Origin of the sequence: Streptomyces fagopyri (assembly GCF_009498275.1) — a bacterium.
Taxonomy (GTDB): domain Bacteria; phylum Actinomycetota; class Actinomycetes; order Streptomycetales; family Streptomycetaceae; genus Streptomyces; species Streptomyces fagopyri.
Map to the genome: position 1 here is coordinate 8,376,165 of NZ_CP045643.1, position 25,881 is coordinate 8,402,045.

Here is a 25,881-nt window from a genome sequence, read left to right on the forward strand (position 1 = left end):
ACGGGAAATGAGTGGCGATTCCCTCGAAGAGCCGGCTCATTCCCGGTGTGCGGGGAAAATGTGCCCACGCGGGCGCAGGGTGGGCACATCACCGCACTCGGCCCTCTCGGTGACGACCCCGGGCAGCCCCCTGCCCCATCCGCGGGTGATCCCGGTGAGCCGGGCCGTGTCGAGGGGGTTCCCGCCGAGCCCGATCGCGTACGTCGCCGACGCCGGGCCCTCCTCGAACGGATGGGGCCACGCGTGCGCGTCGGGAGTCCCGGCACCCTCCAGAGCCGTGAGCAGCGCCCGTACGCGTCCGCGCACGCGACCCCGGATCTCCTCGAACTCCTCCGGCCCCGCTGCGCGCACGCCCACCACCAGCCACGCCGCGTGCCGCCGGTGCAGAGGCGGGGGAGCCGGCAGCACGGACAGGGGATCGGCGCCGGTCCGCGCGGCCGTCTCCAGGATGTCCCAGGCCCGGTACAGCTCCTCCGCCAGGAGGTCGCGGAAGCCGGGTCCGACCTGGGCCGTGCAGAGACGGACCGGGTCTGTCGGGGTCATGACCGACACGGCGGAAGACGCCGGTGCGGCGGCGCCGTCCGCGCGGCTGTCGGGTCCGTGGCCGGACCGGCCGAGGCCGGCCGGACGGAGCACGACCGGTTCGCGCCAGTCCCACCCGGCCCAGGTCGCGAAGAACTCCCGGCGCAGTCCGGCCGGGGACAGGTCGTCCGCCTCGCGGGTGGTACGCGCCGCCAGGACGGACCAGGCGAGGCCCGGCAGTCCGCCGAACGGCGCCGAGTCGAGACCGCGCGCCTTCGCCCAGGCCTTGACCTCCGCGGCCAGCCGGGCGAACGCGGGGTGGCGCCCGACGACGGCGTCGCGCACGGCGTCCGCGTCGCTGACCGCGCTCAGGGCGGTCGCGGCCGGCGCGCCCAGCCGGGCACGGTGTTCCACCGCTTCGGCGGGAGGGAGAGAGCCGGTGGCGACCACGCTCAGGTCGACCCCGAGGCCGCCGACGTTCAGCCGCAGGCCCGGCACCCGGGCGCCGGTCACCCGCCGTACCCGGGTGGCATCCGGAAGAGCCCTGGTCACCCGTGCCCGGACGTCCGCCATGTCGACGACGCCGGGCAGCGCGGCGACCAGGTCCAGGTCCGCCCCGGGCAGCACGCCGCCCATCCGCCGCGACCCCGCGACGTGCACGATTCCCTCGCCGAGGGCGTCGGAGAGGCACCGCGCGATGTACTGGGCAACAGGGTCGTCCGGGGGCACGGCGACGGCGGTGGCATCCGTACCGGCCCGGTCGGCGGTGGCATCCGTACCGGCCGGGTCGGCGGTGGTATCCGTACCGGCCGGGTCGGCCGTGGTGGCGAGGTCGGGCAGCCACCGCACCTCACCTGTCCCCATCGCGACCGACGCCCGCGCACGCATCGGTTCGTCGCCCCGGCGGGAGAGCAGGACGAGGTGTCCGACCCGGGCCGGTGCGGCGGAGCCGAGCCGGGCGGCGCAGTCGGCGGCGACGGGCCCCGGGTCCTGGACACGGCCCAGGGTCAGATGCGGGGTGAATCCCCCGGCTCGGCCCCGGCACCGCGGGAACCACGGCTGCAGCGCGGCGCGGAGCCGCGCCCACGGCTCGGGGCCGGCCCCGGCCGGGTCGAGCCACACGGTGGCGCCGTCCCGGTGTCCGAAGGTGCGCACGCCGTCGAGCCGGATGTCGAACGGCGGTGTCGACGCCACCGCCCGGGACAGCAGCGGGACGGCTTGCTCGAACGCGGACTCCGGGACGAAGCCGAAGAGCAGGTTGACGTGCGGCGGCCAGCGACGGGCCTGCGGGTCGTACGCGCGCCGGAGTTCCTGGACCGCCGGCCACAGATCCTCGGGCGGCAGCCACGCCAGCGCCGTCCGGGAGGTCGGAGCGAGATCGAGGACGTCGAGGGTGCCGACGGCGTGTGGGGCGCCGGAGTTGCCGGAGCCCGGTGCGGGACCGAGGCCCCGCGCGGACCCGGAGCCCGGTGCGGCGCCGGGCTCCGACGCGAGGCCGGCACCGTCGCGGGCCGCGGGGACGTCCGTCCCGTACAGGTTCACCACCGCCTCCACGCCGAAGTGGTCGGAGACGTACAGTCCGCCGGGACCGGGGGAGTCGCCCCGCAGGGCCGCGTCCGTCGGGTGAAGCGCGGCGCCCCGCAGCAGGATCCGGTCGAGCCGGGAGGAACGGCCGGACAGCGAGGAGACGGCGGCCAGCGGATTGATGGCGGGGTCGAAGGTGGGGCTCTGGTCGGCGGCCCCGCGCACCTCGGTCCAGGCGTCCCGCAGTCCGAGGGCGGCGGCGGGTCCGTTCGGGCCGTCGCGACCGTCGTTGAAGTCGCCGAGCAGCACCAGGGGACCGTCCAGGTCGGCGAGTCCCTCGGCGATGCGGGCGAGTTCGGAGGTGCGCCGGGCCGGCCCGTTGTCGGAGTGGTCGCTGCTGAGGTGCGTGGCGGCGACCACGAGCGGGCCGGACGCCGTCTCCAGGGTGAGGGCGGTGACGGCCTTGTGCGGCCCGAGCGCATGATGGCCGGCCTCCCGCACGGGCAGCCTGCTGAGCAACAGCAGCCCGGTGTCGTCGACCCGTTTCCCGCGGGGGTCACTGCCCACCGTGTAGGCGGCGCGGATCCAGGGGGTGCGCAGGAGCAGGGCGAGCAGCCCGGCCTCGACCTCCTGGAGCGCGATGACGTCGGCGTCGGCCTCCGCCAGGGCGGCGAGCAGCAGGGGCCGGCGGCGGTCGGTGTCGATGCGGTCGCTGTCGTAGCGGTCCCACAGCGTGTTCCAGGTCAGCACACGCAACCGGGCGGGCGGCACCCGTGCACCGCCGGGCCCCGCCGGTGGCACCTCGGACACGGTCCGCGACCTCGCGGACCGGCCGGGCGATCCCGCACGCGCCCCCCGTGGACCCGCGGTCGGGCCCGCGATCCGCTCCGGGTGGTCGGGGGCACGCCACCGCGCCACCGCGTCGTCCCACACGTACGGCGTGCCGGCCGTGAAGAACGGGGCCCGGAGGAGGCGTGGGGCCCGGACCCGGCCCGCGGAGGACTCGTCGATCCGGTCGACACCCGTCGCCCGGTCCCACACCACCTCGCCGTCCGCCTCGACGAACAGCACCCGGTGCCACGGGATGTCGCCCCCGGGCACGAAGGCGGGCAGCGGGACCCGCTTGGGGCCGGCCCCGCGCTGATGGACGCCCAGCACGAACCGGGCCGGGTCGAAGCGCGGATCCCAGCGGACCCGGTGGTAGATCTCGTCGCTGGTACGCATCACCGCTCGCCCCCGTCCAGGGTGCCGTCGGCGTCGTCCACGGTTCCGCCCGCGCCGACGTACCACGTCCGGTGGGCCTGGCCCGGATAGGGCGGGTCGAACCGGCGCAGCTGTGCCTCCAGCACCTGGGGCGGCACGGGGTGCGCCCGTCCGGCGTTGCGCCCGGTCAGCTCGTCCTCCGTGGCCAGCACGACGACCTGGGTGATCAGCGCGTCACGGCGGTGCGCCACGGCGTCCACCAGGGAACGCTGGTGGCGGCCGAGCGACGTGGCGTCCCACACCACGGTCGCGGGACCGGCCGCGAGCGCGGAGTCCAGCCGTCCGAGGCCCTCGCGCAGCACGTCCGCGTTGGCCCGCTGGTCGGCACGTGAGCCGCGCGCCGCGCGCAGGTCGTCGAGGGATACCCGGCTGTCGATCCCGGGAAGCCCGGCCGCGAACGTGCTCTTGCCGCTGCCCGACGGTCCCACCAGATGGATCAGCCGGGGGAACGCCCCGTCGCGCAGCCGCCAGGTCGCCGCCGAGGCCGCCTCGGCGGTGGCCAGCTGACCACCGGCGTACGACGCCCGTGCCTGCGCCCAGCAGCGGTCGGCCGCGTCGGTGTCACCGAGGCCGCCGAGGGCACGGCGCAGGCTCGCGCGCAGAGGCTCGAACGGTTCCTCCCCGAGCAGCCCCGCCTCCTCCGCGTGCAGGGCGGACCAGTCGACCTGTTCGCGCGCCGCGGGACCCTCGGTGACGGCGACGGCCGCGGCGACCGCGTGCAGCACGCCGAGGTCGGCCGCGAGGGCCATGCGCCCCAGTCCGGTGCGCCGTTCCTCGTCGGGGTGGGGACGGCGCAGCAGGGACTGGAGCCCGACCAGGTCCGCGACCCGCCGTGCCGACGGCATGCCGAGCGCTCCGGCCAGCCGCGGAGCGAGCCCCGCGCGACGCCGCCCGTGCAGCAGGGCGGCGAGCACCCCGGTCAGCCGGGCGTCCCCGGTCCGCCCCAGCACATCGAGCCTGGCGGACACCTCCGCGACGACGGCCTCGTCCACGGACGCCTCCTCGGCGGTCCCCGAACCCGTGTCGGAAGCCGAACCGGTCCCCGGACCGGAATCCTTCCCCGGACCCCTCCCCGAAGCCGAACCGGTCCCCGGACCCGGACCCGTCGCCGCCATGAGTGCCCGCGCGTCGGGGTTCGCGCCCGACCGCACGTCCCACAGCGCGGCGGCCGTGCCCCGCCCGTTGGCCACCACCTCGGCGTGCATCCAGTGCGTGCCGGTCCGCACATGCCCCGGCCGCACCCACTTGGCCACCCGGCGGCCGAACTCCTCCTGTCCGAAGCCCTCGACGGTCCGTACGACGTACCCCTCCTGCCGGGCGGGATCCAGCCGCAGGGCGCGCAGGGACCGTACGGCCCGTTCGTCGAGGACACCGCGCCACAGCACGCGCGGCACCGGAACGCCCAGCCGCCGCAGGAACCGCACCGTCCGGTCCCAGCCCAGGCACCGCTCGCCGTCCCAGACGGAGAACCCGTAGAACCAGCTGTCGAGTTCGGTGTACGCGATCGAGTGCCGCGCGTACAGGTTCTCGCCGCACACCCGCCACCCCGGCGGGAGGGCCGCGCCGATCCGTCCCTGCAGAGCCTTCACCCACGCCCGCGACGGATGGTGCGCCGAGTCGAGGGACCGCGCGTGCAGCCCGTCGGCGTACAGCGTGGTGTTCTCCCCGTCGAGCTTCTCGGTGACCACCACCTCCAGGTCGCGCAGGCCCGCCAGGTCCGTCACCCGTACGTCGTCCGGGGTCGCCCCCGGTGACCAGGGCAGATGCGGGGTGCGCGGATAGTGCACGCGTTCACCCCTGCCGGGCGGATCTGGACGTTCGGACCCCATGGTGTTCTGCCCCCGATGGAAACGGTGCGGCCCCGGTCATGGCACGGGTCCGGAAACGAGAGCGCCGACTGTAATCGCCCGCGCCGACGACGGCCCGTGGTTTTCCGGGCGGCACCGTGCCGCACCGGCCCGGCCGCAGCGTGCCGCAGCGTGCCGCAGCGGGCCCGGCCGCACCGTGCCGGGCCCACCCCACCGTGCTGTCGAGGAGGAGGGGGAGGGGAGTGCGCTCGGCCGCCCCCAGGCTCTGATTCAATGATGAGGACATGATCGGACTTTCCTCTCGACGGCTCGACCGGCGGCAGCCGCCCGTGCGGCCCCGGCGTGCCCGCGGCAGCGGCTGATGGGCGGCCAGTTCCTCCGGTTCGCCGTGGTCGGCGTCGTCAACACCGCGGTGTACTACGGCTTCTACCTCACGCTCCTGACGGCCCTTCCCTACCTGGTCGCCCATGTCGTGGCGTTCGCCGGGGCCACGGTCGTCTCGTTCTTCCTCAACGCGCGCTTCACCTACCGGACGCGTCCCACACTGCGGAAGTTCGTGCGCTTCCCGCTGGCCACCGTCACCAACCTCGTCGTGTCCACGCTCGCCCTGCACTTCCTGGTCGAGGTGGGCCACTGCGGGTCCCGGACCGCGGCGCTGCTCGCCTCCGCGGTGGCGGTGCCGTTCACGTTCCTGGCCAGCCGGGCGATCATGATTCCGTCGTCCTGACACGGAATGTCCCGGCCACGGACGGGTACGCGCGACAGGAACCGCGCCCGGGACGGATCACGTTCCGGGCGGTCCGTCCGCTACTCATGGGGATCTGCCATGGACACACCCTCGAACGACCTCCACCGGCCCACGCCCGCGACCCCGGCCCAGCGGGCCCTGGACACCCTCGCGGAGAACACCCGCGACGCGGTGGCACTGGACACGCTGGCCGGCAGCGAGGTGCTGGTTCCCGTGCCGGACGACGCGAACGAGCAGGACGCCACCGATCCCGCGGCCGTGGCACTGCCGGTCCTCGACCAGCCGGGCGGGGAGCAGGTGGTGCCGGTGTTCACCTCGGAGCTGGAGATGGCCGGACTGCTGCCCTTCGTCTCCCGCTACCGGATGGTTCCGCTGGGCGCGCTCGCCTCGCAGTGGCCCTCCGGCGACCTGGCGCTCACCATCGACGCGAGTTCGCCGCACGGTCTGACCCTCACCTCCGAGGGTGTCCGCACCCTCCTGGCCCGCCCCGGGGCCTGACGCACGGCGAAGGCGGCGACGGGCCCCCGGCGAACCACGCGTGGAGGGCCCGTCCACTCGTCGCGGGGCGGCGCCGGGGCGCACGCGGACGCCGAGCCCGTGGGCATGGGATCCGCGGCGCGAGACCGCTCGTACCGGGCGTGACAATGGCCGCATGAAATGGATCTCGGGCCTCGGCGGCGGCCTGCTCCTCGTCCTGGTGCTCGCCAGCATCCTGCGCACCCTGGTGGTGCCGCGGGGGCTCTACTCCTCGCTGGTGATCCGCTGGTGGCGCGGACTGCGGCTGCTCCTGCGGCTGGCCGCCCCCGGCGGCGGCTACGACGCCATCGACCGCGCACAGACCTGGCTGGCCCCGCTCATGCTCGTCGGCATGCTCGCGAGCTGGCTGGGCGGCGCCCTGCTCGGCTTCGGACTGCTGCTGCACGCCCTCTCCGCGCTCACCTGGAGCCAGTCCGTGCGGGAGGCGGGGTCGAGCCTGTTCACGCTCGGTTTCGCCAGCGGCGACCGGCTCCACCTGTCCGCCGTGGACTTCCTCGCGGCGGCCACCGGACCGGTCGTGATCGCCCTCCAGATCGCCTACCTGCCCACCCTGTACGCGGCCTACAACCGCCGCGAACTGGAGGTGACCCTGCTCCAGTCACGCGCCGGCGAGCCCGCCTGGGGGCCGGAGATCCTGGCCCGGCAGTGGCTGGTCGACACGGAGACCGCGCTGCCCGAGCTGTACCGCTCCTGGGAGCGGCTCGCCTCGGACATCGGCGAGAGCCACTCCACGTATCCGGTCCTGCTGGCGTTCCGCTCGCCGCGGCCGTACCGCAGCTGGATCGTCGGACTGGTCTCCGTCATGGACGCGGCCGCCCTGCAGCTCTCCCTCAACCCGGGCAGCGCCCCGCCCGAGGCCCGGCTGGTCCTGCGCGCGGGTTTCACCGCACTGCGCGACATCGCGCGCTCCCTGCGCTTCGCGTACGACGCGGACCCCGCCCCGGACGCCCCGATCGAGCTGTCCTTCGCGGAGTTCGACGCGGCGGTCTCCATGGTGCGGGCAGCGGGGTTCCCCGCCGAGCGGACGGCACGGCAGGCCTGGCCGCACTTCCACGGCTGGCGGGTCAACTACGAGGCGATCGCCTACGAGTTGTGCCGCCGCGGCGACGCCGTCCCCGCGCTGTGGACCGGCACCCGGGACTTCGCCACCACGCCCGTCCCGCCGGCCCGGCCCATGGACCGCCGCCCGGCCGACGGCGACGCGGCACCGCCCCCGGCCACCCCGTAGTCCGGGCCGTGCCGGGGCGGTCCGCGAAGGACGGCCGTCAGCCGGCCAGCATGCGAGCCAGGACGGCACGCTGCAGCGGGCGCACCTCGGTGTGCAGGTCACGGCCCTTGCGGGTGAGCGCGACCCACACCCCGCGCCGGTCCTCCGCGCACACCGTGCGCTGCACGAGTCCGTCCTTCTCCAGCCGCCCGATCAGGCGGGACAGGGCACTCTGGCTCAGGTGGACGCGGTCGGCGATGTTCTGCACCCGGCACTGTTCGCCCGGGTGCGAGAGTTCGCCCGAGGCGAGGATGTCCAGCACCTCGAAGTCGCTGGCGCCCAGACCGTGCGGATGCAGCTCCCGGTCGATCTCGCACATGGTGCGCGCGTGCACCGACAGGATGTCCCGCCACCGGTCCTCGAGCCGGACCTCACCCGCCGTGTTCGCTGCCATACCTGCACGGTAACAGAGGTGGCGCCGTTGATTGAGTGTGCAACCAGTATGGTCGCGTCAGTACGGCCGGGCACTGTCCGGGGTTACGCGCCGGGGGCGTCCTGGAGGAGCCCGACGAGGTTTCCGTCCGGGTCCTTGACCGAGGCGATCAGCCTGCCGCCGCCCACGTCCTGGACCTCCTGGAGCGTCTCGGCCCCGGCCTCCAGAAGCCCGGCGAGCGCCGTCCGGATGTCGTCGACGTGCCAGAACGGAACCGGTCCGGTCATTCCCTTGGCGTGACCGTTGGGGTCGAGCCCCACGTCCTGCCCGGCGTCCTTGAAACCGACGTAGTAGGCGGTGTCCGCGTACGGCTCGGCCCCGAGCAGCCCGCTGAACATGGCCTTCGCCCGTGCGAGGTCCTTGACGGGGTAGATGATGGTCTTCACACCGGCGGTCATGGCGACTCCCTGGAGATGCGTGTCGTTGCCGTTCGGCCGGCGGGCTGTGCCGGCTCCTCCACGCTAGGCCGGATGAGTGCTCGCGGGCTTCTCGAATCCTGACCGGTCACCCACGCCCGGCGGACGACGGTGAGGCGGGGTGACGGGCGCGACGGCCCTGGAGTGACCGAAGCCATCCGCCGTGACGTCCTGCCGACCCGACGGCCGGCTCCGGCGGCGAGGCGGGCACCCCGCGTCGGGCCCGGGGGCGACAGCCGTGGGTGTGCGGGGCCGCCGGCACCGGCGGTACGCTGTTCTCCGGCCGCGATCTTGTGTCGCGGCGCGGCGGTGGGGCCCGCCGTACCCGAACCGCGGCGCGACTGCCGCCAACGGTCCCTACTTGCGATGACGTGCGCCCTCCCCGGGGCCCGGCGAGTAGGAGAGGTACCTCCATGACAGTCCCGCACCCCGAGCGAGTCGGCACACCCGACGCTCCCGTGGGTCCGTCCCCCCGCCGCGCGTCCCCCTGGGACGGTCAGGGGCCCGTGGTGGCGATGGTCGCGCTCGGCGGCGCGCTCGGTGCCACCGCCCGGTACGCGGCGGCCCGTCTGTGGCCGGTGGAGACGGGCGGATTCCCCTGGACGACGTTCTGGGTGAACGTCTCCGGCTGTGCCGTGATCGGCGTCTTCATGGTCGTCATCACCGACGTGTGGGCGGCCCACCGGCTGGTGCGGCCCTTCTTCGGCACCGGAGTGCTGGGCGGGTTCACGACCTTCTCGACCTACGCCGTCGACGGCCAGAGGCTTCTCGACGGGGGGCACCCCGCGACCGCGTTCGCGTACCTCGCCGCGACCCTGTGCGCGGCGCTCACGGCGGTAGGGCTCGCGGTCGCGGTGACCCGCCGCGCGCTGGTGGGGAGGCGGCGATGACCCGGCTGACCGGCGGCGCCCTGCGCGTGACGATCTTCATCGGCGAGAGTGACGTCTGGCACCACAGGCCGCTCTACACGGAGATCGTGCACCGCGCCCACGCGGCGGGCCTGGCCGGGGCCAGCGTCTTCCGCGGTATCGAGGGCTTCGGCGCCTCCTCGCTGATCCACACCTCGCGGCTGCTGTCGCTGAGCGAGGACCTCCCGGTGGCGATCGTGCTCGTGGACACCGAGGAACGAGTCCGCGCCTTCCTCCCCCAGCTGGACGAACTCGTCGGGGAGGGGCTGGTGATCCTCGACGACTGCGAGGTGGTCCGGTACACGGGCCGCGACGCCGAGTCCGGCAAAACGGGCAGGGAAGGTAAGGAACAGTTGTGAACTGGCTGCTCGTGATCGCCGGCGGGATGCTCGGCGCACCCCTGCGCTATCTGACCGACCGGGCGGTGCAGACCCGGCACGACACCGTCTTCCCCTGGGGCACCTTCGCTGTCAATGTGGTCGGCTGCCTGGTCCTCGGTCTGCTGACCGGCGCGGTCGCCGCGGGCGCCGCGGGTTCGCACCTCCAGCTGTTCCTCGGCACCGGCCTGTGCGGGGCACTGACCACGTACTCCACATTCTCGTACGAGACACTACGGCTGACCGAGACCGGAGCGGGGTTCTACGCCGCGGCGAACGTGATCGTGAGCGTGGCGGCCGGGCTCGGCGCGGCATTCGCGGGTGTTTCGTTCGCGCAAGCCGTGTGGACCTAGGTCTTGCGTGTGGCCCGGGCATAGTAAGACTGTCTACAGCACTGTCGACCAACTCCTCAGAACTGGATTCCATGAGCGTCATCAACGTCGGTCAGGCCGTCGTCCTCGGAGTCGTCGAGGGAGTGACCGAATTCCTCCCCGTCTCCTCCACCGGCCATCTCAAGATCACCGAGGGGCTGATGAACATCCCCGTCGACGACGACGCCGTCGTCGGGTTCTCCGCGGTCATCCAGGTCGGCGCCATCGCCGCCGTGCTCGTCTACTTCTTCAAGGACATCGTGCGGATCGTCTCCGCCTGGGGGCGCGGACTGCGCGACAAGGAGGAGCGCCACAACCACGACTACAAGTTCGCCTGGTGGGTGATCTACGCGACCATCCCGATCGTGGTCGTCGGCCTGGCCGCGAAGCCGCTCATCGAGGGGCCGCTGGCCTCGCTGTGGGTGGTCGCGGCCTCGCTGATCGTCGGCAGCGGTGTGATGTGGGCGGCCGACCAGATGGGCCGGCACAAGCGCGGCGAGGACGACACCTCGTTCAAGGACGCGATGCTGGTGGGCAGTTCGCAGATCCTCGCGCTGCTCTTCCCGGGCTTCTCGCGCTCCGGCGCCACGATGTCGACCGCGCTCATCCTCGACCTGGACCGGGTGGCCGCGACCCGGCTCTCCTTCTTCCTCGGCATCCCGGCCCTGACCGGCGCCGGTATCTACGAGCTCAAGGACGCGCTGGGCACCGGGGTGGGCGCGGCGCCGCTGGCCGTCGGGACCCTCGTGTCGTTCGTGGTCGCCTACGGGTCGATCGCGTGGCTGCTGAAGTTCGTCGCCAAGCACTCCTTCAACGCCTTCGTGATCTACCGCGTCGTCATCGGGGTCGCGCTGCTCGGACTGCTCGCGACGGGCACCCTCAACAGCTGATCCACCGAGAACCCTGAGGTCACGGCGGCGCGCCCGTGACCGCGTCCCCCGACGAAGGCGCCACCGGGCGGTCCCCGCCACCGGACGGCTCCTTCTCCGAAATCGGCTCGGAGAAGGAGCCGTTGCCCGCCGGACGGCCGGCGACGACGCCCCGGGCGGCGGCGGTCCCGGGCGGCGGCGGCCACGGACGGCCCGGCCGATGAGCACCCGGACCGGCCGCACGGCACAATGGTGATCATGTCCGCGTCGCTGTCGTCCCCGACGTTCCTGCCGGTCCTGGAACGCATCGCCACCGAGATCGAACAGACACCCGGCCACGGACGGCCCGCCGACTACATCCCGGCGCTCGCCGCCTGCGACCCCCGGCGCTTCGGCATGGCCGTGGCGGAGCTCGACGGCACGGTGTACGGGGTCGGGGACTGGCGGCAGCCCTTCTCCGCCCAGTCCCTCACCAAGGTCTTCACCCTCGCCCTCGACCTGGCCCGCGAGGGCGACGAACTGTGGGAGCACGTGGGCCGCGAACCCTCCGGCAACCCCTTCAACTCGCTCGTGCAGCTGGAATACGAGAACGGCATCCCGCGCAATCCCTTCATCAACGCCGGTGCCCTCGTCGTCACCGACCGGCTGCAGACCCGGACCGGCGACGCGGCGGGTGCCCTGCTCGGATTCCTGCGCGCGGAGAGCGGCAACGCCGCCGTCACCTTCGACAGGGACGTCGCCGCCTCGGAGGCCCGGCACGGCGACCGCAACGCGGCCCTCGGCCACTTCATGGCGTCGTACGGCAACATCGACAACCCCGTTCCGGTGCTCCTCGACCAGTACTTCCGGCAGTGCTCGATCGAGGCGTCCTGCGCGGACCTCGCGCTCGCCACCGGCTTCCTTGCCCGGCACGGCATCCGGGCTGACGGCTCCCGGCTGCTCACCCGCAGCCAGGCCAAACAGGTCAACGCCGTGATGCTCACCTGCGGCACCTACGACGCGGCCGGCGAGTTCGCCTACCGGGTCGGCCTGCCCGGCAAGAGCGGCGTCGGCGGCGGCATCATCGCGGTGGTCCCGGGCCGCTGCACCCTGTGCGTCTGGAGCCCGGGCCTGGACGAGCGGGGCAACTCGGTCTCCGGCGTGACCGCCCTCGACCGGTTCACCACTCTGACCGGGCTGTCGGTGTTCTGAGCCCCCGGGCCGGTGGGCGCGGCGCGCCCACTCCCTCCGGAAGGCACGGGGAATCCCGCGACAGACCGCGACGCCCCCGCACGCCACACGGAGGTAACTCGACTGCCCCCGCCCGGAGGGCACCACGTCGCTTTCCGGCCACCCGCCCTTGACACGCTTTCCAAGTGTTGGCCAAGGCTTACCCCGTCGATCTCCGCCGCTGCCAGGCTCTGGGCCTGGCCGGCACCGCCTTCCTCGCGCTGGGCGGTGAGACGGCCGGCGCCCTGCCCGCGCACGACCTCCTCGCCCCCGGCTCCAGCCGCGCGGTGCTCGGGCTGGTCGGCGTGTATTTCGGCGTCGTCCTGCTGATCGCCGCCTGGGCACTGCTCGGCACGGTCGTACGCGGCCCCGAACCGCCCACCCCCCGCGCGCTGTTGCTGGTGCTGGCCGCGTGGGCGGCCCCGCTGCTGCTCGCCCCGCCGCTGTTCAGCAGGGACGTGTACAGCTATCTCGCGCAGGGCGCCATGGTCGACGCGCACATGGACGTCTACGCGCACGGGCCCGCACAACTCGGCGGCCCGCTCGCCGACGAGGTGGCACCGGTGTGGCAGCAGACCACCACGCCGTACGGCCCGGTCTTCCTCGCCGTCGCCTCCGCGCTGTCCGGCCTGACCCGCGGCGAGATACCGGCCGGACTGCTCGGCATGCGCCTGGTCGCCCTGCTCGGGGTCGCGCTGATGGCGGCGGCGCTGCCCCGGCTGGCCCGGCACAGCGGTGCCGACCCGGCCGCGGCGCTGTGGCTCGGCGCGCTCAACCCGCTCGTCCTGCTGCACCTGGTGGCCGGCGCGCACAACGACGCCATCATGCTCGGGCTGCTCGGGGTCGGCCTGGTCGCCGCGCGCGGCCGCCGGCCCGTGGTGGGCATCGTCCTCATCACCCTCGCCGCCCTCGTCAAGGCGCCGGCCGCGCTCGGCCTGCTGGCGGTCGTCGCGCTGCGCGGCCGGCGCGGCGCGCTGCGGACCGTCCTGACCACCGCGGGCGTGGCGCTCGCCACCACCGTCGCGGCCACCGCGGCCGCGGGCACCGGATACGGGTGGATAGCGGCCCTGAAGACCCCGGTCTCCCCGCACAACTGGTCGCTCACCAGCCTGCTCGGCCGGGGCACCGCCGCCGTGCTCAAGGAACTCGGCAGCGGCCTCGCACCGCTCGCCATGCCCGTCTGGCACGCGACCGGCCTGGTCGTGACCGTGCTCGTCGTGCTGTTCATCTGGCTGCGTCTGCGACCCGGTCCCATCTACGCGCTGGGGCTCAGCCTGGGCGCGGTCGCCGTGTTCGGACCGGCGATCCGCCCCTGGTACGCCCTGTGGGGCCTGTTCCTCATCGCCGCGGCGGCACCGAACGGTTCGGTACGCCACCGCGTCGCGGCCGTCAGCGGAGTGCTCGCGCTCGCCGTGCTGCCGAGCGGAGCGCCCGCGGACGTCGGACAGGTGGTGCTGGCCGTCTCCGGCGGAGCGCTCGCCCTCGTCGTCCTCTGGCAGGCCCGTCAGGCGGCTCCGGCGCAGCCCCGGCCCCCGATGCTCGGAGGGACCGCGTGAGGGCCCCGGAGACCGGCTGCCGGCGACTGCTGCTCGTCTGCGTACTCGCCGCCGCCGTGGCCGCCTTCACCGCCACCGTGCCGCTGCTGCGCGACTGGTTCGACCTGCGCGTGTACTACGGCACCGTCGACGCCTGGACCCATCACGGCGGCGGCATCTACGACTACCTGCTGCCGGGGACGACGTACGGCTTCACCTATCCGCCGTTCGCGGCCGTCACCATGCTGCCGATGGCACTGGTGGGCGAGCGCACGGCGATCGCGCTCGCCCTGCTCCTCAACCTCGTGGCGCTGGCCGCCGTGGTGTGGATCCTCGTGGGACCGTCGCTGCGCCGCTACGGCTGGTTCGGCTTCGCCCTCGCCGGCTGCGCGCTCACCCTGTTCGAGCCCGTCCGCGACACCTTCAGCTTCGGACAGGTGAACCTGCTGCTGCTGGCGCTCGTGCTCAGCGACGCGTGGCTGCTGTCCACCGGCCGGGGCCGCCGGGCGGGCGTCGGCATCGGCCTCGCCGCGGCCGTCAAGCTCACCCCCGCGATCTTCATCGGCCTGCTGCTGCTCGGGCGGCGCTGGCGGGCGGCGGGGGTCGCGACGGCCGTCACGGCGGGCGCCACCGCCCTCGCGGCGTGGGCGGCACCGGGACCGTCGCGCGTCTACTGGACCGAGGCGCTGTGGGACACCGGCCGCATCGGACGTCTCGACTACGTCTCCAACCAGTCGCTCCAGGGCGTCCTGGCCCGGCTCGCGGCACCGGGCGAACCGAGCCGGGCCGCCTGGGCGACGGCGGTCCTGCTGGCCCTGAGCGTATGGGCGTGGCGGACCTCCCGCGCCGTGGCGGACGAGGACTGGACGGGCGCGTTCGCCCTCACCGGACTCGCCGCCTGTCTGGTCAGTCCGATCACCTGGGTGCACCACCTCGTCTGGCTGCTGCCGTCCTTCGCCGTGCTGCTGCACCGGCACCGTCCGCGGGTCGCGGCGGTGCTGTACGCGGTCCTGTGCAGCAGCGTGGTGTGGCTGTGGTTCGACGACGCCTCCGGGCTCGACGGATTCCTCGGCAGCAACGCCTATACGTGGATCGCGCTGGGGCTGCTGCTGTGGCTGCCGGTGGGTCAGCCGCGGCCTGCCCGCCCGTTCTTGAGCCGCAGGGCGAAGGCCACCCCGCCCGCGCCGAGGCCGGCCGCGCCCATGATCCCGGCCGTCTCCGGCCAGCCGACGTCGGCGCCGTCGTTCTCCGGCAGCACGGGGGACCTGGGCACGGCGCTGGGTCCCGGTACCGGACCGGTCCGCGCCTCCAGGATCGTCCCGACGGGATCGACGTGCCCGGCGGACGCGAAGCCCCAGTCGAGCAGCGCCCGCGCCTCCTCGTACACGGTCAGACCGCCGGCCGCCTGAGGGTTCATCACCGTGACCACGAGGGTGCGGCCGCCCTGCCGCGCGGCGGCGACGAGCGTGTTGCCCGCCTGCGTGGTGTAGCCGTTCTTGACCCCGATCAGACCCGGGTACGGGTCCACCCCGTCGGCTCCGGTCAGCAGCCGGTTGGTGTTCTCGATCCGGTACGGGAAGTCGTTGCCGGGGAAGGTGGCCTCGGCGGTGGAGCAGTACCGCGCGAACTCCGGGTTGAGCAGCCCGGCCCGTCCGAAGACCGCGAGGTCGTACGCCGACGAGACCTGGCCGGGCGTGTCGTAGCCGTCGGGCGAGACGACGTGCGTGTCGCGGGCGCCCAGCTCACGGGCCTTGGCCTGCATCTGGTCGGCGGTCTTGTGCCAGCCGCCGTTCATCGCGGCCAGCACGTGCACGGCGTCGTTGCCGGAGTTGAGGAAGACGCCGCGCCACAGGTCGGCGACCTGGTAGGTGTGGCCCGCGGTGACGCCCACCAGGCTGCTGCCTTCCCCGATGCCCTCCAGTTCCGCGCCTTTGACGGTGTGCCGGGTGTTGCCGGGCAGCGCCGGGAGCACGGTGAGCGCGAACAGGGTCTTGAGGGTGCTGGCGGGCGCGAGTTGGCGGTGCGCGTTGTGCGCCGCGAGCACGTCACCGGTCCGGGCGTCGGCCACCAGCCACGAGCGCGCGGAGACGTCGGGGACCGCGGGTGCCCCGGCCCGTGGCAGTACCCGGGTTCCGGGTCCCTGGAGTGACGGCGGCCCGGAGGGCTTGAGGCTCGACAGGCCCGGGGCGGGGCTCTGGCCGGAGTCCGAGTGTGCCAGGGCCGTGCTCGGGGCGAGGGCCAGTGCGCCGGCCACGCAGACGACGGAGCAGGAGACGGCGGCGCGGGAGACAGCAGCCCAGGGTGCGAATCCGATAGTCATATCGCAAACGTAGGAACGGAGTCGCTCCACGCGGGGACGCCGGGCCTGAGTGGGCGGATCGAGCACCCGGATGCCGCACGCGGACGGGTCCGGGAGGGGGTCAGGCCGTGGGCAGGGTGGGCTGGACCTGGCGCAGGAACGCCGCGTTGTCCGGCGTGGCGCGCATCCGCTCCAGGAGGGTCTCCAGCGCGGCCTGGGTGTCGCGGGTCTGCAGGGCGCGGCGCAGCCCTCGTACGGCCGACAACTCGTTCCTGGACAGCAGGAGTTCCTCGTGGCGGGTACCCGACGGGGTGACGTCGACGGCGGGGAAGACACGCCGGGAGGCCGTCAGGCGGTCGAGGTGGAGTTCCATGTTGCCGGTGCCCTTGAGCTCCTCGAAGAAGAAGCCGTCGGCGCGGGAGCCGGTCTCGACCAGGGCGGTGGCCAGGATGGTGAGCGAGCCGCCCTCCTCGGCGAGGCGTGCGGCGCCGAAGAGCTTCTTGGGGCCGTGCAGCGCGGCCGCGTCGACACCGCCGCTGAGGGTGCGGCCACCGGCGGCGGCCGCGTTGTTGTGGGCCCGGCACAGCCGGGTGAGGGAGTCCATCAGGATGACGACGTCCTCGCCCTGTTCGACGAGTCGCTTGGCGCGTTCGACGACGAGCTCCGCGAGCGCGATGTGCTGCTTCGGCGTCTTGTCGAAGGTCGAGGCGTAGACCTCGCCGCGCACGGAGCGCCGCATGTCGGTCACCTCTTCGGGCCGCTCGTCGAGCAGGACCACCATCAGACGGCATTCGGGATGGTTGCCCGCGACGGCGGCGGCGATCTGCTGGAGCAGTACCGTCTTGCCGGTCCTGGGCGGGGCGACGATCAGCCCGCGCTGCCCCTTGCCGACAGGTGAGACGAGGTCCATGACGCGTCCGGCCATCCCGCTCGCCGGGTGTTCCAGGCGGAGCCGGTCGCGGGGGTGCAGCGGGGTGAGGTCGCGGAAGTGGGGGCGGTGGCGCAGCTCCTCGGGTGCCCGGCCGTTGATCCGTTCGATCTCGGTGAGGGCGCGGGGGCCGCCGCGAACGCCTTCGACGGTGTCGCCCCCGCGCAGGCCGTGACGGCGGATCAGCGCGGCGGACACCTGGACGTCGGCCGGTGTGGGCAGGCAGCTGTCGAGGCCACGCAGATACCCCTGCCCGTTGTGGGCGATGTCGAGGACACCGGAGGCGTGGGCCGGGAGTTGCTGTCGTACGGGAGGGTGTTCGAGTGTGGTGGTCATGAGGGGTGGTCCTTTCGAGGACTGGTTCATGAGGTCATGAGGGAGGGGGATGTGCCGGGGGAGGCGGCGTGCTCACGCGTCCGTACGGCGGAGGAGACCACCTGAGGAGCCATGCCAAGGCCTGCTCGGAAGGTGGTGCGGGGAAGCTGACGGCCGGTCGGACACGACAGGCGGGTCAGCGAGGAGAAGGAGGTTCGGCACCGGCGCCCGAGACGGGGCGTACACAAGTGCTGAAAGCACTGTACCACCTGACGGTCAGGTATCGCTGTGAGACGCGTCTCAGCGGCCCGCGAACCATCTCGGCCCGCGCTCCGGTCTTCGGCGGTCGGGGCATCGCCGAGGCCGATCCGTCCAGGTCGGGCCGACGACGCGGGGCGTCCTCGCCGGCGCGGACCACGTCGGCCAAGCACTCCGTGAGGCGTTCCCCGGGACCGGTGGCCGGACGGCCGCGTCACCCGCCCGACACCCGGGGCGAGCCGCGGTACGGCGCGATGGCCGGAACGAGCGGCCCAACCGGCCATCGGCAGAGCCCGGTTGACCGTACGATCTGCGCGGAGCCGCACGTCGTACGACAGCGGAACCGCACGGCGTACGACATCCGTCCCGCCCCGTCGTGGTCAGGAGAACCGGTGGACACCTCGCCCCGCACGCCGCACCGCATGGACCCGGCGGGCGGCTGCCCGCACGCCGACAACGCACGGCTCCTGGAGCGGGGCGCCGTCGCGGCGGTCGTGCTGCCCGGGGAGGTGCACGGCATGGCGGTGCTCGGGCACGAGGCACTGAGGGACTTCCTCGCACACCCCGAAGTCGCCAAGGACGCCGCGCACTTCACGGCGCTGCGGGAGGGCCGGATCGCGCCCGGCTGGCCACTGGCGACCTTCGCCACCGTGCGGGGCATGACGACCGCCGACGGCGACGACCACCGGCGGCTGCGGTCACTGGTGAGCAAGGCGTTCACCATGCGCCGGGTGGAGGAACTACGGCCTCGGGTCGAGGAGTTGACGGCCGAGCTGCTGGACGACCTGGCCCGGGCGGCCGGTCGGGACGGCGGAGTCGCCGATCTGCGGCGGCACTTCGCGATGCCGCTGCCGATGGCGGTCATCGGCGAACTGCTCGGAGTCGACGCCGAGCACCGCGAACGGCTGCACCACCTGTCGAACCAGGTCGTCGCCACGGACATCGGTCCCGAGAAGGCGCTCGCGGCCAACCGCGAACTGATCGCCGTGCTGACGGCCGTGGCCGCCGCCCGGGGCGAGCGACCGGGCGACGACCTCACCAGCGCGCTGATCGCCGCCCGCGACGAGGACGGCGACCGGCTCGGCCAGGAGGAACTCATCGGCACCCTGATGCTGATGATCATCGCCGGGCACGAGACCACGCTCAACCTCCTCACCAACGCCGTACGGGCCCTGTGCGGGCACCGGGATCAGCTGCGGATGGTCCTCGGGGGCGAGGTGAGCTGGGCGGACGTGGTCGAGGAGACACTGCGCTGGGACGCGCCCGTCAGCTACTTCCCCTTCCGCTACCCGGTGCGGGACCTCACGGTCGACGGCACGGTGATCCCCCGGGGGACCCCGGTGCTCGCCGGGTACTCGGCCGCGGGACGGGACCGGGCGGTGCACGGTCCGGACGCCGACCGTTTCGACGTCACCCGGCCGGGCCGCCCCGACGCCGTCCGTCACCTCTCGCTCGGACACGGCGCCCACTTCTGCCTCGGCGCCCCGCTCGCGCGCATGGAGGCGACGATCGCGCTGGAACGGCTGTTCGCCCGCTTCCCCGATCTGGAACCGGCCCTGCCCGAGACCGGACTCGTCCGTGACGCCAGCTTCGTCGGCAACAGCGTGCGGGCGCTCCCGGTGCGGCTCGGAGCCCCTCGCGGCTGACCGGGCGTCCCTCCCGCGGCGGATCGCTCCGCCCCGCCCGACGACGGGCAGCGCCCCGCCCGACGACGGGCAGCGCCCCGCCGGACGACGGGCAGCGCCCCGCCGGGTGGACGGAGGCCGCCCGCCGTCCACGAAAAAGACGCGCGGGACGTGTCGATCCGGCCCGTACCCGTTCGTCGGTGGGGTGTAGGAAGCTCTTGAGCACCGGGAGGAACCATGAAGTACATGCTGCTGGTCTGCGGTGACGACACCGTCGACGCCTCGGGCATGGCCCCCGTCGAACCCTGGGTCGAGGAGCTGAGCGCCGAACGGGGCGTACGGCTGCACGGCCACCGCCTGCGCCTGCCCGCCGACGCCGTCACCGTGCGGGTACGCGACGGCGAGGTGCTGCGCACCGACGGCCCCTTCGCGGAGACGAAGGAGTACGTCGCCGGATACGACATCCTCGAGTGCGCGACCCTGGAGGAGGCCGTCGAGGCGGCCGCGAAGCATCCCGTCGCGTCCGTCGGAGCCATGGAGGTCCGCGCGTTCTGGGAGGACGAGGACGCCGAGGGGCAGATCCGCCGGCTCGAAGCGGAACTGACCGCCGCCGTCCGGGACCACGACGTCGACCGGGCGATGGCCTGCTACGCGCCGGACGCCGAGGTGTTCTGCGCCGCCGACGGTGCGGAGCGGCGCGGGGTCGCGGCCCTGCGCAAGGCCGCGGAGCTGCGCTGCTCGTCGGCGGCCGGACCGGTCGAGCGCGAGGTGCTCGACCTCCGCGTCCGGGTCGACGAGAGCATCGCGTTCGGCCACGCGCTCGTCCGGACGCGCGCCGCGCTCGCCGACGGCGGGAAACTGGACACGACGGAGCGGGTGACCACCGGCTACCGGCTGGCCGGCGACCGCTGGCGGATCGTCCACCAGCACACGTCGGTCCCGTGCGACACGTCCGCCGCCACCAGGAACGAGGAGGGCCGGTCATGAAGTACGTCCTGTTCATCTGCACCCCCGTCGGTGGTGAGGAGCTGAGCCCCGGGGAGATCGCCGACGACCCCCGCTTCACCGCGTACATCGAGGAAGTGCGCCGCCGCGACCTGGTCAAGGGAGGCGCGCGGCTGCGGCCGTACACCGACGCCACCACCGTCCGCGTCCGGGGCGACGAGGTCCTGCTCAGCGACGGGCCGTTCATGGAGTCCAAGGAGTACGTCGCGGGCATCGACATCATCGAGGTGGCCGACCTCGACGAGGCCATCGCGCTCGCGTCCCGGCATCCGGCGGCGCTGGCCGGCGGATCGGTGGAGGTGCGGCCGGTCTGGGAGTGAACGCGAACCCGGGAGCGGAGGACGTCGAGGGAGCGGTCTCCACGGCCTTCCGTGCGGAATGGGGCCAGGTCGTCGCCACCCTGATCCGGGTGACCGGCGACTGGGACCTCGCCGAGGAGTGCGCGCAGGACGCCTTCGCCCAGGCCCTGGACCGGTGGCGGCGCGACGGAGTCCCGCGCCGCCCCGGCGCCTGGCTGACCACGACCGCGCGCCATCGCGCCCTGGACGTGCTGCGCCGGGAGGCGGTGGGCGCGGAGAAACTGCGGGAGGTGGCGGTGCTGGCGCGGCACGAGGGACCGTACGACCCGGAACACGAAGAGGACGGCGGGGTCGCGGACGACCGGCTGCGGCTGATCTTCACCTGCTGCCATCCCGCGCTGCCCATCGAGGCCAGGGTGGCCCTCACCCTGCGGACGCTGGCCGGGCTGACCACGTCCGAGATCGCCCGTGCCTTCCTCGTTCCCGAGGCGGCGATGGCGCAGCGGCTGGTCCGGGCCAAGCGGAAGATCCGCAACGCCGGGATCCCCTACCGTGTTCCGCCCGCCCACCTGCTGCCCGAGCGCACCACCGGCGTCCTCGGCGTGGTCTACCTGCTCTTCAACGAGGGGTACGCCGCCACGTCCGGCGCTGATCTGGTGCGCACGAGCCTCTGCGCGGAGGCCATCCGTCTCGCCCGGGTGCTGGCCCTGCTCATGCCCGACGAACCCGAGGCGCTCGGCCTGCTGGCCCTGTTGCTGCTGCACGACTCCCGCCGGGCCACCCGGGTGGACGCGGCCGGTGACCTGGTGACGCTGGAGGACCAGGACCGTACGGCGTGGGACCGGGCCGCGATCGACGAGGGCGCCGCGCTGCTGGAGACCGCTCTGCGCCGCGGACGTCCGGGGCCTTATCAGATCCAGGCCGCCATCGCCGCCTGCCACACGACCGCCGTGACGGCCGGGGGGACGGACTGGGCCGACATCGCCGCGCTGTACGGGGAGCTGGCACGTCTCGTGCCCTCCGCGGTGGTGCGGCTCAACCGGGCGGTGGCGGTGGGCATGGCCGAGGGCCCGGCGGCGGGGCTGGCACTGGTGACGGAACTGGAACGGACGGGGGAACTGCACGGTTACCACCTGCTGGCCGCCACCCGGGCGGACCTGCTGCGCAGGACGGGGCGTACGGCGGAGGCGGCCGAGGCGTACGCCAGGGCGCTGGAACTGGTCGAGAACGCGGCCGAGCGGCGCTTCCTGGAGAGGCGCCTCGCGGAGTGCCGGTCGGCGTAGGCGCGGCCCGCCGGAGTGAGGACGGGCGGTGACCACGCGGAGGCCACCCGCGTCAGCCGCGGCGACCTCGCCCTCGGAGGCACTCCGCCCGGCCACCGGACGCCGGTCCGTCCCCTTCGTGTCGTCGGGCGCCACGCGGGGTGTGCGTGACGTTCCCGATCGGGTCCCTTCGCCGGGAGCGAGCCGGTCGGGTGCCCCTCTTGTCCGGCTCACGACCGGGTCCCCCGAGTCCGGGGGCCCGGTCAGGTCGCGCACGGCTCAGCCGTCGAGGTCGAAGACCCCGTACGCGAAACCGTCCGCGGTGAGCGAGGAGCCGTCCAGTCGGACACCCGCTGCCTCCAGCGGCCGGGCGCCCCCGACTCCGTCGATCCGACAACTCCGGCTTTTTCGAGCTGGGTTGAGGACCACGAGATAACGGCCGCCTCGCACGTGCACGAACGGGTAACCGCCGTGCAGCACCTCCACCGAGCCGTCCGGGCCGAGCTCAGGAGCGACGGACCGCAGCGCGATGAGGCGGCGTACGAGGTGCAGGAGAGAACTCTCGTCGGCGCGCTGCGCGGCGACGGTGGGACGGGCCGGTGACGGGTCGAGGGGGAGGTAGAGGCGGTCCGCCGGAGCGCTGGAGAAGCCCGCGTTCGGGCCGTCGTCCCACTGCATCGGGGTGCGCGAGCCCGCCCGGTTGTAGCGCGGCCCGAGCACGCTGCCCTCCTTGTCGGGCAGATCCGGCACGTAGCGCATACCGATCTCGTCGCCGTAGTAGATCGCCGGGAGCGTCGGCCAGGTGAGCTGGAAGGTGAAGGCGACCGGAAGCTGCTCGGCCGTGCGGGGGCCGCAGTTGAGGCGGGAGAAGTCGTGGTTGGCGGTGGGCAGGGAGATGAAGCCGCTCGCGCCGAGCGCACCGTGCGCCCGGCGCCAGGCCTCGACGAAGGGTTCGGGTGAGCCCAGACCGCTCGGGTCGAAGAAGCAGTCGAGGGGGGCCCAGGCCTCGTTGACCGTCCCCGTGCCGTTGCTCCACAGCGACCGCAGCGCGAGACCGTCGGTGTCGCCGCCGAACTGCAGGAAGAAGTCGGCGTGGAAGCCCGCGGGGACGGAGACCTCCGGTTCCCCCCACTCCGAGAGCAGCACCGCGTCCGGATGCGCGTCGTCCAGCCAGCGGCGCAACCCGCCCCAGACGGCCGCGGTCTCGCGCCTGCCTGGGTCGTCCTTGACGAGCGAGGCGGCCATGTCGACACGGAAGCCCGACAGGCCGAGGCCCAGCCAGTGGTCCATGATCCCGCGCAGGGCCGCACGGTTGGCGCGCGGGCCCTCGGCGTCCACCGGACCGCGCCAGGGCTCCGCCGGATTCCCTTGCGCGTAACCGAAGTTGAGGGCGGGCTGGAAGGCGAAGAAGTTGGGGAGATACGCACCCGGGCGTGTGCCGGGAGAGGGGACGAAGCCCTCCGGCAGGCCCTCGGGAGCCCAGATGTAGCGGTCGTCGGCCGGGTCGTCCGCGGCGGCCGTGAACCACGGGTGCTCGTCGGAGGTATGACCCGCCACCAGGTCCAGCAGAACCCGGATGCCGCGCCGGCCCGCCTCGTCCACCAGCCCGGCGAGGTCGTCGGCGGAGCCGTGACGGGGGGCCACGGCCAGGTCGTCGGAGACGTCGTAACCCGCGTCGCGGAACGGTGACTTGAAGCAGGGGTTGAGCCACACGGTGTTGACGCCCAGCCACGCGAGGTGGTCGAGGCGCTCGGTGATCCCGTTGAAGTCACCGATGCCGTCGCCGTTCGAGTCGGCGAAGGACTGGGGGTAGATCTGGTAGAAGACGGCGTCGGCCAGCCAGCCGGGGGCGGGACGGAACGAAGTCATGAAGGGGACCTTAGGGCAGCGCACCGGGCGCGCGCTGCCCCTGAACTGCCGGACGCCCGGCCGTGGTTCTCGCCCGAGCCCTGACTTCGCCCACGACTTCGCCGTTGGCTCGGCCTGGGCCCTCGCCTCCGCCTCCGCCTCGGCCCTCGCCTCGGCCCTCGCCTCCGCCCTCGCCGGGCTCGGGCGGTTCGAGGTGACTCCGACGGTCCTTCAACACCGTTCCCGATGTGCCGGAACGCGCCTGGAACACGCCCGGACCGGGCCCGCCGGGTGTGCCACAGGCCGGGACCGGGGTCCGTCCGGCTCCGAGAGACCGTTTCGCCGGGAGTCCTACGCGCGGCGGGCGGTGCCGAAGCGGCGCTGGTAGGCCGCCGGGCTGATGGACAACTCCCGTGCGAAGACCCGCCGCAGGCTCTCGTAACTCGGGAATCCTGCCAGTCCGGCCGCGTGTGTCGCGGTATGCCCCTGGTCGAGCAGCGCCTTCGCGAGGTCGAACCGGATCGACTCGACGTACCGGGCCGGTGTCGTGGACATCTCCTCCCGGAACAGCCGCGTCAGATGGCGGGAGCTGAGGTTGAGGTGCCTGGCGAGTTCATCGGGGGAGTGGTTCCCGGCAGGGTCCCCCATCACCAGGTCGACCACGCTGCGAAGGGCGGGAGACCGGGGCGGAGGGCCCTGAAGGGGAGCGGAGAACTGTGACTGGCCACCCGCTCGCCGCAGATAGACCACCAGGGCGCGGGCGACGTCCCGGCTCAGGTCGGGGCCGTGGTCCTCCTCGACCAGCGCCAGCGCCAGGTCGATGCCGGCGCTGACGCCCGCCGAGGTGTACGTGGTGCCGTCGCGAACGTAGATGGAGTCGGGTTCGACGCGGGTCTTCGGGCACCGGGCGGCGAGTTCCCCGGCGACCTTCCAGTGGGTGGTCGCACGCTTGCCGTCCAGGAGGCCCGCGGCACCGAGGACGAACGCCCCCGAGCAGACGGACGTCACCCGGCCGGATCGGGCCGCCAGATCCCCCGCGGCCTGCACCAGATCGCGTGTGACGGGGGTTCTCGGATAGATGTCCCCGCCTGGCATGACGAACGTGTCGGGGGCAGGCTCGGAGGTGGGGTCGCCGTCGACGGCGACACGTATGCCGATCGACGAGGTGACGTCGGCACCGGTCGTCGACAGCAGGGCGATCCGATAATCGGCCCCCAGTCGATTTGCTTCAGCGAAGACTTCTGCGGGGCCGGCGACGTCCAGCAGTTTGACCCCGTCGTAGACGAGGATCACGACGCGATGCGGGGCGAGGCTCACGGTCCCGTTCCTTGGGTGTCTGGATTCAAGTGGTTCATGGCCGTACCGATGCGGCGGCCGCGGTCGGGTGGTCGGCACTGTGGAGGGCGGACGCACCGTCTACTCGTCACCCACCACACCGGAAAGCGTGGACATCATGAACGACATCATCGCAGAGGTGGAAATTCCCGGGACCGCGGTAGTGGAGGAGGCCACCGATTTTCTCCGGGAAACGACCGGACCGCTCATCTTCCATCACTCCCTGAGGGTTTTCCTCTTCGGTTCCCTGCACGCGCGGAAGCTCGGTCTCCAGCCCGATCCGGAACTGCTCTACATCTCCGCGATGTTTCACGACACGGGCCTTTCGACTCCGTTCTCCGGCGAGGAGCAGCGCTTCGAACTCGACGGCGCCGACCACGCGCGCAAGTTCCTGCTCGACCGCGGGTTCTCCACCGAGGCCGCCGATGTCGTCTGGACGACGATCGCGCTCCACACCACGCCGGGGATTCCCGGCCGGATGGGCCCGGAGACGGCTGCCATGAACTTCGGCGTCCTCACCGACGTGCTGGGATGGGGGCTGGACGGGCTGGACGGTGATCAGGTGGACGAGATCGTCGCCGCCCATCCGCGCGGAGAATTCAAGACGGAATTCCTCCAGGCGTTCGTCGACGGGCTCCGAGACCGACCCGACACCACATACGGGACCGTCAATTCGGACGTGCTGGAACACTTCGTTCCCGGTTTCCGCCGCACGACCATGGTCGAGCGCATCATGGACGCGCCCTGGTCGAAGTGAAGGAGAAACGAGGAGGCGGCCGAACCGGGGAGCCTCCGGCCGTATCCGCCGGGTGCGGGCGTCCGCCGCGCCTCGGCCACTCGAAGCGGGCGACGGTGTCCGGGAAGGATTTCCTGAAGTGATCGCCACACGCCTCCCCGCCGACTCAGGCGCCGAATCCGGC

22 protein-coding genes and 1 pseudogene are annotated in these 25,881 nt (G+C 73.2%); 15 read left to right on the forward strand and 8 right to left on the reverse strand.

Going from position 1 to position 25,881, the window contains the following annotated elements:
• Positions 1 to 36: 36 nt before the first annotated feature.
• On the reverse strand, positions 37 to 3,270 hold the full coding sequence (locus GFH48_RS36205; protein ID WP_153292282.1) for a poly(A) polymerase: 3,234 nt from the start codon (positions 3,268 to 3,270) through the stop codon (positions 37 to 39).
• Positions 3,270 to 5,138, reverse strand: a complete 1,869-nt coding sequence (locus tag GFH48_RS36210) for an RNA ligase family protein (RefSeq protein ID WP_153292283.1) — start codon at positions 5,136 to 5,138, stop codon at positions 3,270 to 3,272. Before GFH48_RS36210 ends, GFH48_RS36205 begins: the two co-directional genes overlap by 1 nt.
• A gap of 340 nt (positions 5,139 to 5,478) precedes the next feature.
• On the opposite strand from GFH48_RS36210, the gene GFH48_RS36215 reads away from it, so the two are divergent.
• From GFH48_RS36215 to GFH48_RS36225, 3 genes are all read left to right on the forward strand, one after another.
• Positions 5,479 to 5,844 (forward strand): GtrA family protein, encoded by a 366-nt coding sequence (locus GFH48_RS36215; RefSeq protein WP_153292284.1) that lies wholly within the window; start codon positions 5,479 to 5,481, stop codon positions 5,842 to 5,844.
• Between the two features lie 99 nt (positions 5,845 to 5,943).
• Positions 5,944 to 6,363 (forward strand): SseB family protein, encoded by a 420-nt coding sequence (locus GFH48_RS36220; protein WP_153292285.1) that lies wholly within the window; start codon positions 5,944 to 5,946, stop codon positions 6,361 to 6,363.
• Positions 6,364 to 6,517: 154 nt separating this feature from the next.
• Positions 6,518 to 7,630 carry a hypothetical protein gene (locus tag GFH48_RS36225; protein WP_153292286.1) on the forward strand — a complete coding sequence of 371 codons (1,113 nt, stop codon included), beginning with the start codon at positions 6,518 to 6,520 and terminating at the stop codon, positions 7,628 to 7,630.
• Positions 7,631 to 7,667: 37 nt separating this feature from the next.
• Here GFH48_RS36225 and GFH48_RS36230 read toward each other — a convergent pair whose 3' ends face one another.
• Together GFH48_RS36230 and GFH48_RS36235 are read right to left on the reverse strand one after the other, a co-directional pair.
• A complete protein-coding gene (locus tag GFH48_RS36230; protein WP_153292287.1) occupies positions 7,668 to 8,063 on the reverse strand; it encodes a MarR family winged helix-turn-helix transcriptional regulator in 396 nt (131 codons plus the stop codon).
• A gap of 83 nt (positions 8,064 to 8,146) precedes the next feature.
• Complete coding sequence (locus GFH48_RS36235; protein WP_153292288.1) at positions 8,147 to 8,500, reverse strand: VOC family protein; 354 nt, start codon at positions 8,498 to 8,500, stop codon at positions 8,147 to 8,149.
• 431 nt (positions 8,501 to 8,931) lie between these two features.
• Here GFH48_RS36235 and crcB (GFH48_RS36240) point away from each other — a divergent pair, with 431 nt between their 5' ends.
• The 7 genes from crcB (GFH48_RS36240) (at position 8,932) to GFH48_RS36270 (ending at position 15,196) form a co-directional block, all read left to right on the forward strand.
• The gene (crcB, locus tag GFH48_RS36240; RefSeq protein WP_153292289.1) at positions 8,932 to 9,408 is read left to right on the forward strand and encodes a fluoride efflux transporter CrcB; all 477 of its coding nucleotides are present in this window, start codon (positions 8,932 to 8,934) and stop codon (positions 9,406 to 9,408) included.
• The gene (locus GFH48_RS36245; protein WP_153292290.1) at positions 9,405 to 9,785 is read left to right on the forward strand and encodes a DUF190 domain-containing protein; all 381 of its coding nucleotides are present in this window, start codon (positions 9,405 to 9,407) and stop codon (positions 9,783 to 9,785) included. Before crcB (GFH48_RS36240) ends, GFH48_RS36245 begins: the two co-directional genes overlap by 4 nt.
• Complete coding sequence (gene crcB, locus GFH48_RS36250) at positions 9,782 to 10,156, forward strand: fluoride efflux transporter CrcB (RefSeq protein ID WP_153292291.1); 375 nt, start codon at positions 9,782 to 9,784, stop codon at positions 10,154 to 10,156. The genes GFH48_RS36245 and crcB (GFH48_RS36250) overlap by 4 nt, the downstream gene beginning before the upstream one ends.
• Before the next feature lie 71 nt (positions 10,157 to 10,227).
• Positions 10,228 to 11,064 carry an undecaprenyl-diphosphate phosphatase gene (locus tag GFH48_RS36255; RefSeq protein ID WP_153292292.1) on the forward strand — a complete coding sequence of 279 codons (837 nt, stop codon included), beginning with the start codon at positions 10,228 to 10,230 and terminating at the stop codon, positions 11,062 to 11,064.
• Between the two features lie 228 nt (positions 11,065 to 11,292).
• Entirely contained in the window at positions 11,293 to 12,234 is a 942-nt protein-coding gene (locus GFH48_RS36260) for a glutaminase (RefSeq protein WP_153292293.1), read from the forward strand.
• Positions 12,235 to 12,398: 164 nt separating this feature from the next.
• Positions 12,399 to 13,808: a polyprenol phosphomannose-dependent alpha 1,6 mannosyltransferase MptB gene (mptB, locus tag GFH48_RS36265; protein WP_153292294.1), complete on the forward strand. Its 1,410-nt coding sequence runs from the start codon at positions 12,399 to 12,401 to the stop codon at positions 13,806 to 13,808.
• A complete protein-coding gene (locus GFH48_RS36270; RefSeq protein WP_153292295.1) occupies positions 13,805 to 15,196 on the forward strand; it encodes a glycosyltransferase 87 family protein in 1,392 nt (463 codons plus the stop codon). The genes mptB and GFH48_RS36270 overlap by 4 nt, the downstream gene beginning before the upstream one ends.
• A gap of 59 nt (positions 15,197 to 15,255) precedes the next feature.
• On the opposite strand, the pseudogene GFH48_RS36275 reads toward GFH48_RS36270, so the two are convergent.
• Positions 15,256 to 16,107, reverse strand: a pseudogene (locus GFH48_RS36275) (D-alanyl-D-alanine carboxypeptidase family protein); the annotation flags it as partial.
• Between the two features lie 100 nt (positions 16,108 to 16,207).
• The gene (rho, locus tag GFH48_RS36280; protein WP_153292296.1) at positions 16,208 to 17,350 is read right to left on the reverse strand and encodes a transcription termination factor Rho; all 1,143 of its coding nucleotides are present in this window, start codon (positions 17,348 to 17,350) and stop codon (positions 16,208 to 16,210) included.
• A 629-nt stretch (positions 17,351 to 17,979) separates the two neighbouring features.
• On the opposite strand from rho, the gene GFH48_RS36285 reads away from it, so the two are divergent.
• The 4 genes from GFH48_RS36285 to GFH48_RS36300 all read left to right on the forward strand — a co-directional run bounded on the left by GFH48_RS36285 (position 17,980) and on the right by GFH48_RS36300 (position 21,799).
• Entirely contained in the window at positions 17,980 to 19,233 is a 1,254-nt protein-coding gene (locus tag GFH48_RS36285) for a cytochrome P450 family protein (protein ID WP_153292297.1), read from the forward strand.
• 216 nt (positions 19,234 to 19,449) lie between these two features.
• On the forward strand, positions 19,450 to 20,199 hold the full coding sequence (locus tag GFH48_RS36290; RefSeq protein WP_153292298.1) for a nuclear transport factor 2 family protein: 750 nt from the start codon (positions 19,450 to 19,452) through the stop codon (positions 20,197 to 20,199).
• On the forward strand, positions 20,196 to 20,537 hold the full coding sequence (locus GFH48_RS36295; protein WP_153292299.1) for a YciI family protein: 342 nt from the start codon (positions 20,196 to 20,198) through the stop codon (positions 20,535 to 20,537). The genes GFH48_RS36290 and GFH48_RS36295 overlap by 4 nt, the downstream gene beginning before the upstream one ends.
• Positions 20,534 to 21,799, forward strand: coding sequence for an RNA polymerase sigma factor (locus tag GFH48_RS36300; RefSeq protein WP_153292300.1), 1,266 nt, complete (start codon positions 20,534 to 20,536; stop codon positions 21,797 to 21,799). Before GFH48_RS36295 ends, GFH48_RS36300 begins: the two co-directional genes overlap by 4 nt.
• A 258-nt stretch (positions 21,800 to 22,057) precedes the next feature.
• Here GFH48_RS36300 and GFH48_RS36305 read toward each other — a convergent pair whose 3' ends face one another.
• Positions 22,058 to 23,647, reverse strand: a complete 1,590-nt coding sequence (locus GFH48_RS36305; RefSeq protein WP_153292301.1) for an alpha-amylase family glycosyl hydrolase — start codon at positions 23,645 to 23,647, stop codon at positions 22,058 to 22,060.
• 330 nt (positions 23,648 to 23,977) lie between these two features.
• The gene (locus GFH48_RS36310; protein ID WP_153292302.1) at positions 23,978 to 24,943 is read right to left on the reverse strand and encodes a GlxA family transcriptional regulator; all 966 of its coding nucleotides are present in this window, start codon (positions 24,941 to 24,943) and stop codon (positions 23,978 to 23,980) included.
• Between the two features lie 136 nt (positions 24,944 to 25,079).
• Here GFH48_RS36310 and GFH48_RS36315 point away from each other — a divergent pair, with 136 nt between their 5' ends.
• Positions 25,080 to 25,718: an HD domain-containing protein gene (locus GFH48_RS36315; protein WP_153292303.1), complete on the forward strand. Its 639-nt coding sequence runs from the start codon at positions 25,080 to 25,082 to the stop codon at positions 25,716 to 25,718.
• Positions 25,719 to 25,881: the final 163 nt, after the last annotated feature.